The 12,339-nt window shown below is 64.2% G+C and carries 15 protein-coding genes; 6 read left to right on the top strand and 9 right to left on the bottom strand.

The window, feature by feature from the left end; translation table 11 throughout:
* Positions 1–131 precede the first annotated feature (131 nt).
* The 3 genes from gcvPB to LPW29_RS09570 all read left to right on the top strand — a co-directional run bounded on the left by gcvPB (position 132) and on the right by LPW29_RS09570 (position 2,616).
* Complete coding sequence (gene gcvPB / locus LPW29_RS09580) at positions 132–1,628, top strand: aminomethyl-transferring glycine dehydrogenase subunit GcvPB (protein WP_255705618.1); 1,497 nt, start codon at positions 132–134, stop codon at positions 1,626–1,628.
* The gene (locus LPW29_RS09575; RefSeq protein WP_238627806.1) at positions 1,628–1,990 is read left to right on the top strand and encodes a diacylglycerol kinase; all 363 of its coding nucleotides are present in this window, start codon (positions 1,628–1,630) and stop codon (positions 1,988–1,990) included. The genes gcvPB and LPW29_RS09575 overlap by 1 nt, the downstream gene beginning before the upstream one ends.
* A gap of 122 nt (positions 1,991–2,112) precedes the next feature.
* Entirely contained in the window at positions 2,113–2,616 is a 504-nt protein-coding gene (locus tag LPW29_RS09570) for a GlcG/HbpS family heme-binding protein (protein WP_238627805.1), read from the top strand.
* 152 nt (positions 2,617–2,768) lie between these two features.
* Here the strand turns inward: LPW29_RS09570 and znuA are convergent, their stop codons facing one another.
* On the bottom strand, positions 2,769–3,752 hold the full coding sequence (znuA, locus tag LPW29_RS09565) for a zinc ABC transporter substrate-binding protein ZnuA (RefSeq protein WP_238627804.1): 984 nt from the start codon (positions 3,750–3,752) through the stop codon (positions 2,769–2,771).
* A 266-nt stretch (positions 3,753–4,018) separates the two neighbouring features.
* Here znuA and LPW29_RS09560 point away from each other — a divergent pair, with 266 nt between their 5' ends.
* Together LPW29_RS09560 and znuB are read left to right on the top strand one after the other, a co-directional pair.
* Complete coding sequence (locus tag LPW29_RS09560) at positions 4,019–4,822, top strand: ATP-binding cassette domain-containing protein (RefSeq protein WP_238627803.1); 804 nt, start codon at positions 4,019–4,021, stop codon at positions 4,820–4,822.
* On the top strand, positions 4,822–5,634 hold the full coding sequence (gene znuB, locus LPW29_RS09555; RefSeq protein ID WP_370642799.1) for a zinc ABC transporter permease subunit ZnuB: 813 nt from the start codon (positions 4,822–4,824) through the stop codon (positions 5,632–5,634). The genes LPW29_RS09560 and znuB overlap by 1 nt, the downstream gene beginning before the upstream one ends.
* Before the next feature lie 28 nt (positions 5,635–5,662).
* On the opposite strand, the gene LPW29_RS09550 is transcribed toward znuB, so the two are convergent.
* The 4 genes from LPW29_RS09550 to LPW29_RS09535 form a co-directional block, all read right to left on the bottom strand.
* Positions 5,663–6,175: a dihydrofolate reductase gene (locus tag LPW29_RS09550; protein WP_255705617.1), complete on the bottom strand. Its 513-nt coding sequence runs from the start codon at positions 6,173–6,175 to the stop codon at positions 5,663–5,665.
* A 10-nt stretch (positions 6,176–6,185) separates the two neighbouring features.
* Positions 6,186–7,019, bottom strand: coding sequence for a thymidylate synthase (locus LPW29_RS09545; protein ID WP_238627801.1), 834 nt, complete (start codon positions 7,017–7,019; stop codon positions 6,186–6,188).
* A gap of 3 nt (positions 7,020–7,022) precedes the next feature.
* Entirely contained in the window at positions 7,023–7,838 is an 816-nt protein-coding gene (lgt, locus tag LPW29_RS09540; protein ID WP_238627800.1) for a prolipoprotein diacylglyceryl transferase, read from the bottom strand.
* A 512-nt stretch (positions 7,839–8,350) separates the two neighbouring features.
* Positions 8,351–8,863 carry a protease complex subunit PrcB family protein gene (locus LPW29_RS09535; RefSeq protein ID WP_238627799.1) on the bottom strand — a complete coding sequence of 171 codons (513 nt, stop codon included), beginning with the start codon at positions 8,861–8,863 and terminating at the stop codon, positions 8,351–8,353.
* A gap of 77 nt (positions 8,864–8,940) precedes the next feature.
* Here LPW29_RS09535 and LPW29_RS09530 point away from each other — a divergent pair, with 77 nt between their 5' ends.
* Positions 8,941–9,708: a lysophospholipid acyltransferase family protein gene (locus LPW29_RS09530; RefSeq protein ID WP_238627798.1), complete on the top strand. Its 768-nt coding sequence runs from the start codon at positions 8,941–8,943 to the stop codon at positions 9,706–9,708.
* Between the two features lie 39 nt (positions 9,709–9,747).
* Here the strand turns inward: LPW29_RS09530 and LPW29_RS09525 are convergent, their stop codons facing one another.
* From LPW29_RS09525 to LPW29_RS09510, 4 genes are all read right to left on the bottom strand, one after another.
* Entirely contained in the window at positions 9,748–10,578 is an 831-nt protein-coding gene (locus tag LPW29_RS09525; protein ID WP_238627797.1) for a symmetrical bis(5'-nucleosyl)-tetraphosphatase, read from the bottom strand.
* Positions 10,578–11,240: a class I SAM-dependent methyltransferase gene (locus tag LPW29_RS09520; protein ID WP_238627796.1), complete on the bottom strand. Its 663-nt coding sequence runs from the start codon at positions 11,238–11,240 to the stop codon at positions 10,578–10,580. Before LPW29_RS09520 ends, LPW29_RS09525 begins: the two co-directional genes overlap by 1 nt.
* Before the next feature lie 80 nt (positions 11,241–11,320).
* Positions 11,321–11,704: a Co2+/Mg2+ efflux protein ApaG gene (gene apaG, locus LPW29_RS09515; protein WP_090253138.1), complete on the bottom strand. Its 384-nt coding sequence runs from the start codon at positions 11,702–11,704 to the stop codon at positions 11,321–11,323.
* A 111-nt stretch (positions 11,705–11,815) separates the two neighbouring features.
* A complete protein-coding gene (locus LPW29_RS09510; RefSeq protein WP_238627795.1) occupies positions 11,816–12,334 on the bottom strand; it encodes a hypothetical protein in 519 nt (172 codons plus the stop codon).
* Between the last annotated feature and the right edge of the window lie 5 nt (positions 12,335–12,339).

Below are 12,339 nucleotides of genomic sequence, written 5' to 3'. Positions count from 1 at the left end.
ACGGTTGTACTCCCTTCTCCCCTGAGGGGAGAAGGGCCAGACGGTTGTACTCCCTTCTCCCCTGAGGGGAGAAGGGCCGGGGATGAGGGGGAGCGGTGGGCACATTGCCATCCCCGCCCCCTGTACCGAACATGATTTTCCAGACCCAGGAGCAAGGTATGTTGATCTTTGAACTCTCCCGTCCCGGGCGTCGGGCCACCAGCCAGGCGCCCTTGGCCGCACCCGCCGCGCCGGCCGTGCCCGAGCGTTTCCGGCGGGGCAGCCGGGTGCCTTTGCCCGAGGTCTCGGAACTGGATGTGGTGCGTCATTACACGCGGCTGTCGCAGAAGAATTTCTCCATCGACACCCATTTTTATCCGCTGGGCTCGTGCACCATGAAGTACAACCCGCGGGCGAGCAACACCCTGGCCATGCTGCCGGGCTTCCTGCGTCGTCACCCCTATGCCCCGGATCAGGCGAGTCAGGGGTTCATGGCCTGCATGTATGAGTTGCAGGAGATGCTCATGGACGTGACCGGGATGAAACGGGTGTCACTTACCCCCATGGCGGGGGCGCAGGGCGAATTCGCCGGCGTGGCCATGATTCGTGCCTATCACCGGTCCCGGGGCGATGAGGCGCGCACGGAGATCATCGTCCCCGACGCCGCCCATGGCACCAACCCGGCCACGGCCACCATGTGTGGCTACACGGTACGGGAGATCCCCACTGATGCCGATGGGGATGTGAACATGGAGGCGCTGAAAGAGGCAGTGGGGCCCACCACTGCGGGCATCATGCTCACCAATCCCTCCACTGTGGGTGTGTTCGAGCGGCGCATCAAGGAGATCGCCGAGGTGGTCCATGACGCCGGCGGCCTGCTGTACTACGACGGCGCCAACCTCAATGCCATCCTGGGCAAGGTGCGTCCCGGCGATATGGGCTTTGACGTCATCCATATGAACCTGCACAAGACGTTCTCCACACCCCACGGGGGCGGCGGTCCAGGTGCCGGGGCCGTGGGCGTGAGCGAGCGCCTGCGTCCCTTCGTGCCGGTGCCGGTGGTGGACAAGCAGGGGGATGCCTACCGCTGGTTGACGGACAAGGACCTGCCCGAGAGCATCGGTCGTCTGTCTGCCTTCGCCGGTAACGCCGGTGTGCTGCTGCGGGCCTATGTGTACATGCGCTTGCTGGGTCGGGAAGGGATGCCGCGGGTGGCGGACTTCTCCACCCTGAACGCCAACTACGTGATGGCCCGTCTGAAGGAGAAGGGTTTCGACCTGGCTTTCCCGAATCGCCGCGCCACCCACGAGTTCATCGTCACCCTGCGCCGCCAGGCCAAGGAGAATGGGGTCACGGCCATGGATGTGGCCAAGCGCCTGCTGGACTACGGTTTCCATGCGCCTACCACCTACTTCCCGCTGCTGGTGCCCGAGTGCCTGCTGCTGGAGCCCACGGAGACGGAGAGCAAGGAAACCCTGGATGCCTTCGTGGAGGCCATGGGCCAGATCCTGGATGAGGCCCGCAACGATCCGGATACGGTGAAGGGTGCGCCTTATACCCAGCCCAATCGTCGGTTCGACGAAGTGCGTGCGGCCAAGGAGCTGGACGTGGCCTGGTCGGGTTCAATACGCGAGGCGTCGGTGGGCTGATGGCATACAGTGGTCACCGGGGCCTGACCCGCATGATCAAGGCCGCCGGTTATTCCTGGAAAGGCCTGCGTAGCACCTTCAAGCATGAGGCGGCCTTCCGCCAGGAGCTGATGGCCGTGCTGATCCTGATGCCCCTGGCCCTGTGGCTGGGGGACACCGGTCTGGAGCGGGCGTTGCTGCTGGGGTCTTTGTTGCTGGTGCTCATTGTCGAGTTGCTCAATAGCAGCGTGGAGGCCGCCATCGATCGTATTGGCGAAGAGCTTCATCCACTCTCGGCCCGGGCCAAGGACATGGGCTCGGCGGCGGTCTTCCTGGCCATCGCCCATGCGGTGATGGTCTGGATGCTGGTGTTGTGGGGTTGATGCTGATGTGCCGGGGATATTGATCTTTCTCAGGCGCAAGTTCCGGTCTACACTCTGTGAGGCATGTGAAGGCACCGGCGACGTATCGGTGCCCGTTTGATCACCACACAGAGGAGAACACCATGAAACGTCTCTCGGCAGCCCTTGCCACCGCCCCGCTTGTCCTGGCCATGGGATCCGTCGCCCAGGCTCAGGAATCCCCTGCCCTGAATATCAAGGTGATGACCCTGGATACGGCCTACGATCTGGCCCGGGCCACCCTGGAGGCCTGTCGCGAGGAGGGGGTGAATGTGGCGGTGACCGTGGTCGACCGTGGCGGCAACACCCAGGTGGTCCTGCGGGATACCCTGGCCATGGATATCACCCTGGCCATCAGCCGGCAGAAGGCCTACACCGCCATGTCCTTCAATGGCCCCCTTTCCGGGATGGAGGATCGTTTCACCAAGCCCTTCCAGGTGGGCAAGGTGGATGGCCTGGTGTTCTCTGCCGGCGGCCTGCCCATTCATGCCGCAGGCCGCATCATTGGCGGAGTGGGCGTCAGCGGGGCGCCTTCGGGTGAGACCGATGAGATGTGCGCCCGCGCCGGCATCGACGCCGTGCAGATGGATCTGGAGATGATGCAGTAAGGCCTCACTGAGCGAGGTGCCAGCAGGGCTCCCCGAAAGCAGGATCATTGTGGGAGCGGCCCTCGGCCGCGAACGGCGGTGTCTTCGTGTGCCTCCCTTTCGCGGTCAGGCCCGCTGCACCGGGGCTTGCGAATGTCTGCTTCCGTCCATGACTACTGGCCGTGGCCCAGGCAGTCCGTGAGACCATCGGTCAGATTCTCCAGTAATTGATAGTAGCTTTCCTCGCCCGGCGGCAGCTTCGCACCGATGGGATCCAGGATTCCAACCCGTGCACCGGTCCCCTCGGTCAGGGTTTCCACGATGGCCGGGCGGAACTGGGGTTCCGTGAGCACGCAGATGGCATCCGATCCCTGGATGCGATCCCGAAGCGCCGATATGCGTTGGGCACCGGGGCTGCGGGAAGGGTCCACCGTGATGGAGCCGGCAGGCGTCAGGCCGTAGTGTTTCTCGAAATACTGGTAGGCATCGTGAAAGACGATGAAGGGACGATCACTGATCGGGGCCAGTCGTGATTTCAGTTCCTCGTCCAGGGCCTCCAGGCGCGACAGCATGCGATCCCGATTCGCCTCGTAGCGCCCGGCATTGTCCGGGTCCGATTCCGCCAGTACCGTGGCCACGTGACGCACGATGGCGGCGCCATTGTCAGGGCTCAGCCAGATGTGAGCGTCCATATCGTGTCCATGGGCGTAATCATCCTCCGCGTGCCCGTGATCCTGATGGCCGTCGTCGCCGTGGGCATGGTCTTCACCATGATCATGGCGATGGGCTTCCCAGACGCCCCCCTCTCGGCCTGAGTGCACGGTCAGATCCGCGTCCTTGAGCAGGGTGACTTTTCGGACCGACTCTGGCAGGGTCGCGATCGGGCGCTCCAGGAAGGTTTCCAGGTGGGGCCCGACCCAGACGAGGACATCGGCGGATTGCATGTGTCGCCGATCCGATGGGCGCATGCTGTAGCTGTGCGGCGAGACGCCCGCCGGCACCAGCAGGGTGGGTTCCCCGACGCCATCCATCACGCCACTCACCAGGTTATGGATGGGCGGGATGCTTACCACCACCTGGGGGGCGGCAGAGGTCGTGACCGGCCCGATCAACAGGGCACCGAGGACAGCAGAGATCGTCAGGCGTGACAGTTTCATGTGGATTCCTCTTGTCTTTTTTCAGGCGAAACCCGGGTGTATCCGAACCTCGTCGTGGCCGTTTCTTCGGGAGCGGGTGTCAGCCGCATGGATGCGGCTGCCAAGCCTACCAAGAAAAGGGGACAGACCCCTTTTTGAGAAAAAGCAAAAAGGGGTCTGTCCCCTTTTCTTCCCCTGGGCCGCCCGGTGGCGGGGGCTTCGGTCCTCCTCGTCTACAGTGAAGACGATATACTATAACGATTCACCAGAAAACCGGATTTCATCCAGTGTTTGAACTCTTCAAGAAATCCCCGTCGGCTGCAGGCCTGCAAGGCCGCCTCCTGGAAGCCCGGGGGATCGGTCTGGAACTGAGTGGGCGGCGCATCCTGCGGGATGTGGACATGACCGTGGAGCCCGGGCGGATCACTACCATCATCGGACCCAATGGCGCCGGCAAGACCACACTGCTGCGTATCCTGCTGGGTCTGCAGGCACCCACCGAGGGCCGGTTGCTGTGTCGTCCGGGGCTGCGCATCGGCTACATGCCTCAGCGCATCGTGGTGGATGAGGTCATGCCCATCACCGTACAGCGTTTTCTGGCACTGGGTGGGCGTGCGCCCCGGGATGAGCTTCGCCGGGTACTGGGCGAGGTCGGTGTGTCGCACCTGCTGGAACAACCGGTGCAGTCGGTGTCCGGTGGCGAGATGCAGCGCATCCTCCTGGCCCGGGCGCTGCTGCGCCGTCCGCATCTGTTGGCACTGGACGAGCCCGCCCAGGGGGTGGATGTCTCGGGGCAGGGCGAGGTCTTTCAGTTGATCGCGGCCCTGCGGGATCGCTATGGCTGCGGGGTGGTGATGGTGTCCCATGAGCTGCATCTGGTGATGGAGGCGGCCGACTCGGTGGTCTGCCTGAATCAGCACGTTTGTTGCACCGGGCGTCCCGAGGCGGTGAGCCAGGATCCGGCCTATCTGCGACTGTTTGGTCATTCCATCCCGCCGGGGGTCGCGGTCTACACCCATCATCACGACCATCGTCATGATCTTCACGGTGATGTGGTCAAGGACGTGGCACCGGATCGGGAGGAATGCTGATGGATGATTTCATTCTCAGGGCCCTGTTGGGTGGGCTGGCCGTGGCCCTGGTGGCCGGCCCGCTGGGCTCCTTCGTGGTCTGGCGACGCATGGCCTATTTCGGTGATACCCTGGCTCACTCGGCCCTGCTGGGTGTGGCTCTGGGGTTTCTGATCGGCATCAGCGTGAGTCTCACGGTGATCCTGCTATGCGTCTCACTGGCCATGTTACTGGTCGTGTTGCAGCGTCAGCGTCGCCTGGCCTCGGATACGCTGCTCGGCATCCTCGCCCACAGTGCGTTGTCCCTGGGCCTGGTGGCCATCTCTTTCCTGGAGGGGGTGCGTATCGACCTGATGGCGTATCTCTTCGGCGACATCCTGGCCGTGTCCTGGAATGACCTGTGGTGGATCTTTGCCGGTGGGCTGGTGGCCCTGTTGTTGCTCCTGGCGCTGTGGCGCCCGCTGCTTGCCGTGACCGTACACGAGGACCTGGCCCGAGTGGAGGGCGTGCGGGTGAGCCTGGTGAGCATCGGCTTCATGCTGCTCATCGCCCTGGTGATCGCCGTGGCCATGAAGGTGGTGGGGATCCTGCTGATCACCTCCTTGATGATCATCCCGGCGGCAGCGGCCCGGCGCCTGTCATCCACCCCGGAACAGATGGCCTTGCTGGCCGCGGTGATCGGCTCGCTGGCGGTGGCCGGGGGGATCTGGGGGTCTCTGGAATGGGATACACCGACGGGCCCCTCCATCGTGGTAGCGGCCGCCGTGCTGTTCGCGGTGATCTTTGCCCTGCCCGGGATGGGCGCGCTGAAGCGGGTCGTGGCGCGTCGCTGAACCCCTTGCCGGGCCCGGGTGGGGTTTCTCAGCGTCCGGCCATTCCTGGGTGTTCCAGGGTGATGAACCGGTACGGCCAGGCGTTACGCTCGTCCGGTGCGTGTGCCTCACCAGAGACCTCCTGCCAGCCCTCGTCCAACTCCGGCATCCAGGTGTCCCCCTCGAATGCATGATCGATGATCGTCAGGTGCAGACGCTGGCATCGGGGGAGCAGTTGTTCGAACAACCGGGCACCACCGATGACGAAGATCTCCGGGATGTCCCCCGCGGCGTCCAGGGCCTCTTCCACTGAGCCCACCACCGTGCAGCCCTCGGCCTGAAATCCCGGATCGCGACTGAGCACGATACTGCGCCGCTGGGGCAGGGGGCGGCCGATGGATTCGCAGGTGCGGCGCCCCATGAGCAGGGTGCCACCCAGGGTGAGGCGCTTGAAATGGGCCAGGTCTGCCGGCAGATGCCAGGGCAGGCGGTTGTCGGCGCCGATGAGGCGTTGACGATCCATGGCCACCACGCAGGTGAGGATGGGTTGTTGCTGACTCATGGGGATACCGTCATATGGCGACCGGGGCCTTGATATGGGGATGGGCCTGATAGCCGTCCAGGGTGATGTCCTCGTAGCGGAAATCGAACAGTGAGGTGACCTGCGGATTCAGCACCAGCCGCGGTCGGGGGTAGGGGGCCCGGGTCAGTTGTTCCCGCGCCTGTTCCAGATGATTCAGGTACAGGTGCACATCGCCGAAGGTGTGGATGAAGTCTCCCGGCTTGAGGCCGGTGACCTGTGCCACCATATGGGTGAGCAACGCATAGGAGGCGATATTGAACGGCACCCCCAGGAAGATGTCCGCGCTGCGCTGGTACAACTGGCAGGACAGCCGCCCATCGGCCACGTAGAACTGGAACAGGCAGTGACAGGGGGCCAGGGCCATGCGGTTTGCCCGGGCATTGTCCTGGGGGGATGTACCTTCGTCCGGCAGGTCGGCCACGTTCCAGGCGTTGACGATCAGGCGTCGGGAATCGGGACGGGTGCGGATCTGTTCCAGTACCTCACTCAGTTGATCCACGTGGTGGCCGCCGGGCGTGGGCCAGGCGCGCCACTGAGCCCCGTAAATGGGTCCCAGATCCCCTTCTTCGGTGGCCCATTCATCCCAGATACGCACGCCATGCTCGCGCAGGTAGTCGATCCGGGTGTCGCCGCGCAGGAACCACAGCAGTTCATGGATGATGGATCGCAGATGCAGCTTCTTGGTGGTGATCAGGGGGAAGCCTTCCTCCAGGTTGAAGCGCATCTGATGGCCGAACAGGGAGCGGGTACCCGTACCGGTGCGGTCGGTCTTTTCCGTGCCGTGGTTCAGCAGGTATTCAAGCAGGTCCAGATAGGGTTTCATCGCTCAGCCCTTTGCCTTGGCGCCGCTGCTGGCCTGGCCGCGTCCCCGGTAGGCCCAGGCCATGATGGCGATGCCGGCCAGGATCATGGGCAGGCTGAGCAGTTGGCCCATGGTGACCCAGCCAAAGGCCAGGTAGCCGATATGGGCATCGGGTTCGCGCACGAATTCCACCAGGAAGCGGAACAGGCCATAGAAGATCAGGAACAGCCCCGAGACCGCACCCACCGGGCGCCAGCGCCGGGCAAAGAACCAGAGGATGAGGAACAGGACAACGCCCTCCAGGACGGCCTGGTAGAGCTGTGAGGGGTGGCGGGGCAACATGTCCACTGCGGGAAAGATCATGGACCAGGGCAACTCCGCCGGTTTGCCCCAGAGTTCGCCATTGATCCAGTTGCCGATGCGTCCAGCCCCCAGGCCGACAGGAATCAGCGGGGCCACGAAGTCAGTGAGCTGGAAGAAGGAAACCCCCAGATGACGGGCAAACAGGGCGCTGGCGACGAGCACGCCGATCAACCCCCCATGGAAACTCATGCCCCCCTCCCAGAGGCGCAGTAGGAGCAGCGGATCGCTGGCGAAGGCTTCCAGGTTGTAGAAAAGCACGTAGCCCAGTCGGCCACCGATGATGACACCGACCACACCGTAGAAGAGCAGGTCGCTCAACTGGGTGGCATTGAGTGGACTCCAGGGCTGACGTACCTGGATCAGCCCCAGGATCCAGAACGCGGCAAAACCCACCAGATACATCAGGCCGTACCAGTGGATATCCAGTGGCCCGAGGCTGATGGCAACGGGGTCGATGAAGGGATGCGTGGGGTACATGGGCAGGGGGACTTTCGTTGGCCTCTGGGCAGGCAGATCTTAACAGCATCCTGCCCGGCTATAAATCGGCCCTCGCCGCGAGGGGGTCGTTTGTGTGCGCGAAAAAAGGGGACAGACCCCTTTTCCGTTTCCCTCGTCCGTAGGGGCGCTTCGCGAAGCGCCCGGCCGGGGCAACTAAAAAAGGGGGCTGTCCCCTTTTCCAGGGTTTTGGCATCGGGGTGGGCACCTTGGCGGGGCCATGCCTCCGTCCGCGGGACGCCGTGAATACGTCCCTGTAGGCTTGACCGTCGCATCCATGCGACGAACACCCGCTCCCGGAGGCATGGCCCCGCCAAGGTTCGGACCTCTTTGGGGCTTCGCCATTGCTCAAAAAAGGGGTCTGTCCCCTTTTCCCCGGCCGGGGCATCGGGCACATCCTCGCCCACCCTTTGGCCATTGGCGGTCGGGCATTTTCGACCGGGCCGTTCTCGAACGGCCACCTACGGATCCTCTGCCTGGGTGAGGGCGGGCCGCTAGGGTTTCAGCGCGGACTCGCCGAGCAGGGTGTCGTGTTGGTCTTTGACCTGGAGGGACTCCATGGGGCGGCGTTCCATGACCAGGAGCAGGCAGGGGCTGCTCAGGGCCTGGGCGACGATGGCATCCGCGGGTGGCTCCCGGTTCAGCACCTGTAGACGACCCACCTGATTGAGGATGCGCACCGAGCTGTCGGCCAGCTCCAGGCTGTAGCCCAGGGTGGGCTTTTGGCCCTGGTGGATCAGGATCAACCGTTCATCATCGAAGTCGGGTCGGGCATTATTCTCGACGCGCAAGCCGGTATGGTCCAGCGCCTGTTGCAGGGCGGTGGCATCCCGGAGGATGTGGACGCGGGGGGTGGCTTCGTCATGGCCGCAATGGGCGCCGGAGGCGAGCACGCGGACCTGGGCGGCCTGGGAGGCGTTCTCGGGTAGGGCGCCGGGGCAGCCCCCCAGGGCGGGCAGGATGGCGACGCAGGCGGTGAGCAGCAGTGTCTGGCGGATGTAGGTCATGGTTGCCCTCGGGACAGTGGCTTTGAAGCCGGTCTCCTTAGTACGATTCAGTATAAACCCTCACTGAAGCACTGCCCATGAGACTGATTCGACGACTCTATCGCATCCTGCTGCTCCTGCCCCATGTGCTGCTGGGGGTCCTGATCACCCTGGCACTGGGGCGGCCGGATGAGTCCGGTTTGCCCCGACCACGGTTTCGCCGCGCGATCCTGCTGTGGTATCGGATTTTCTGCTGGATTGTCGGACTGCGGATTCATGTGCAGGGTGAGCCAACGTCGCAGACCGTGCTGTCGGTCTCCAATCACGTTTCCTGGCTGGATATTCCGGTGCTGGGGGCCTATGTGCCCGCTGGGTTCCTCTCCAAGTCGGAGGTGCGTCATTGGCCGGTGATCGGCTGGCTGGCGCAGCGCAATGGGACGGTCTTCATTCGTCGTGGGGAGCATGGGGCGGCAAATCAGGTGACGGACCAGATGGCGGACCACCTGAAGGCGGGGGGGAGTGTGCACGTCTTTCCGGAAGGCACCACCACCCGCGGCGAGTCGGTGCGCCGGTTTCATCATCGCCTGTTCTCCGCCGCCCAGCGCGCCCAGTGTCCGGTGCAGCCGGTAGGGCTGTACTACCGTGCCCTGTCGGATGGCAGCCAGTCGCCGGCGCCCTTCGTGAACAATGACACGCTGGTGCCGCATACCTGGCGCGTGCTGGCGGAGCCACACCTGGATGTGGACCTGGTCTTCAAGCCACCGATCCCGGTGGAGGATGTGGATCGCCGCACCCTGGCCCGCACCGCCGAGCAGGGGGTGGCTGAGGTGGTGGCAGCCGGTCAGGAGGCGTTGTCTCGTTCTTGAGTCAGGTCAGGCAGCCCCTGGGCCCCCCCTGGGATGGGGTTATCCCGGGGGCTGGTGCGTGGGGCAACGCCACTGGGTGATTTCCGGTTCAGGGGCGTCCAGGCGGGCCAGGGTCATCTTTCCGCCCCAGATGCAGCCGGTGTCCAGTGAGAGCACGTTGTGCTCGAACCGGTAGCCCAGCGTGGACCAGTGGCCCACCACCAGACGGTGATCCTGGGTCCGGCGGTCCTCCATGGCATGCCAGGGGATCAGGTGCGGCGGATGCTGGCCCGGAGCCGCTTTGCAGTTCATGTCCAGTCGCCCGTCCCGGGTGCAGTAGCGCATCCGGGTGAAGCTGTTGGTGATGAACCTAAGCCGCGACCAGCCGGTGAGGGTGGGGGCCCAGCGATCCGGTTGGTCGCCATACATGCGCTGCAGTAGCTGGGTATGCCCCGGTCCTCGTAAGACCTGGTGAAACTCATCGGCGCAGGCCAGGGCCGTCTCCAGATCCCATTGTGGTGGCAGACCGGCATGCACCATGGTCCAGCCCGCTGCGGCGTCGTGATGGAGGATGGGCCTGTGCCGTAGCCACTCCATCAGTTCCTCTCGATCGGGGCTGTCCAGAATGGCCTGGACGGTGTCCTTGCGCCGGGGTTTGTGGAGGCCGGCATGAATGGCCAGCAGGTGCAGGTCATGATTGCCCAGAACGGCCACGGCCGCATCGCCCAGATCACGCACGAAGCGCAGACACCCCAGAGACTCAGGCCCCCGGTTGACCAGATCGCCCACCAGCCACAGCCGGTCCCGGGCCGGGTCAAAGCAGACCCGGTCCAGGAGTCGTTTCAGAGGATCAAGGCAGCCCTGCAGGTCGCCAACGGCATATAGCGCCATCAGGAGGCCGGGTTGTCCTGGGTGGGGGCGGCTTCAGCTGATGGCTCGGGGCTGGTCGCCTGAGTAACGGGCTTTTCCAGGGTGATGTGCCGGAACCAGCCACGCATCATGGCCGGGCTGTCTTCCAGAATCTTGAGTTCCTGACGCTTTTTCATCAGGGATTCGAAGACCACGTCGGTGCGAGAGGCCAGTGGGCCGGATACCAGGCCCACCAGGCGTCGGAAGGGGGCGCTCTCGCCGGGCTTGAGGAACTTGTCCATGACCAGGATGCGCCCGCCGGGCTTGAGCACCCGGGAGGCCTCGGCCAGCGCCAGATGCGGTTTGGGGACCACAGCCAGGATGGTGTGCAGGATCACCACATCGAAGCGCTCATCTTCATAAGGCAGGTCCATGGCATTGCCCTGGCGCATGTCGATGGAAAGGTTCAGGGTAGCAGCGCGCTCCTCGGCTTTTTTCAGCATCGCGGGTGTCAGGTCAAGGCCATGGTAATCAGCCCCCTGGGGTAGGTGGGGTAGATCCAGGCCTGTACCCAATCCGACGATCAGGATGGATTGCCCCTCGACATTGCCCAGCCTTTCCAGGCTGCGTTCTCTGGCATGGCGAGTGGGTTTTTCAACAAAACGATCGTAGATGGGGGCCCAGAGTGTGTATGGAATGCGCATACGGATTGCCTGTGGTTGGGGGTTGACCTTGCCGATTGTAGTCCCCGTGAATTCCCCTGTCTAAAGCAGGGTCAAGGGCCTCAGTGCAGCACGCGAGGCACCGACAGGGTGAAGGAGGGGATGGGGGCATCAAACTCCACGCCATCGTCTCCGATCATCCGGTAACTGCCCTGCATGGTACCTACCGGCGTCTCGATCATGGCGCCGCTGGTGTATTTGAAGCCCTGACCGGGTTGCAGGTGGGGCTGCTCACCCACGACGCCCTCGCCGCGCACCTCCTGCACCTTGCCGTTGGAGTCGTGGATGACCCAGTGACGGCTGACAAGCTTGGCGGGCTGCGGGCCCTGGTTGTGGATGGTCACGGTGTAGGCGAAGACAAAGCGCCCGTGCATGGGGTCGGACTGGGATTCCACATAGGTGCTTTGCACATCGACGCGGATCGGGTGTTCGCTGCTTGCCGGCATGGTACGGAGATGCCTCCAGCCTGGATTGGGGGATACCTCAAGGTATCATAAAAAAAGCCGCCATCCGCGTGTGCGGACGGCGGCCATGGGTCCGGCCGGGGAGGGTGTCCGTCAGACCACTTCGTTCAGGGTGCTCCGAGCCTCCTGGGCCTGAGGAGCAGCAACGTCGACAGCCCGCTCCAGGCGGTCCTCCAGTCGCTGCTGCAAGGCCGCCTGTTCGCTGTCGGGTCGACCAGCGGGGTTATCCTGGCCCTGTTGGCTGGTCTGGACCTCATTCAACTGCCCCTGAGGTGCCTCGTTGGCGGGCGCCGGGTTCAAGCTGCCTGCATCCACCGCAGCCCCCTGCGGGGCATCGCTGCCTTCTCGAGCCACCTGTAGGCGCGCCTCAGCGGCCAGGGCCGCATCGTCCCGCGCTGCTGCTGCCTGGCTGCCTTCGTCCTGGGCATTCTGGGGGGCGTTCTGGCCGGGATTGGGGTTGCTCTGCTGGGTTTCCTGAGCATCCGAGACAGGACGGGCGGTCTCCATTTCCACGGCGGTCCCTCCACCTCCCAGGCGATCCGTGGGGGTCGGCATCACCGGATTGGTGGTGGCGGGCATCACCGGGTTGAATGCGGGCATATTGACGTTCATGGTTT

It is taken from the genome of Ectothiorhodospira sp. 9100 (assembly GCF_022227565.1).
GTDB classification, from domain to species: domain Bacteria; phylum Pseudomonadota; class Gammaproteobacteria; order Ectothiorhodospirales; family Ectothiorhodospiraceae; genus Ectothiorhodospira; species Ectothiorhodospira marina.
The sequence above is the reverse complement of the archived record's forward strand: the minus strand, read 5'-3'. Positions and strand labels throughout refer to the sequence as shown.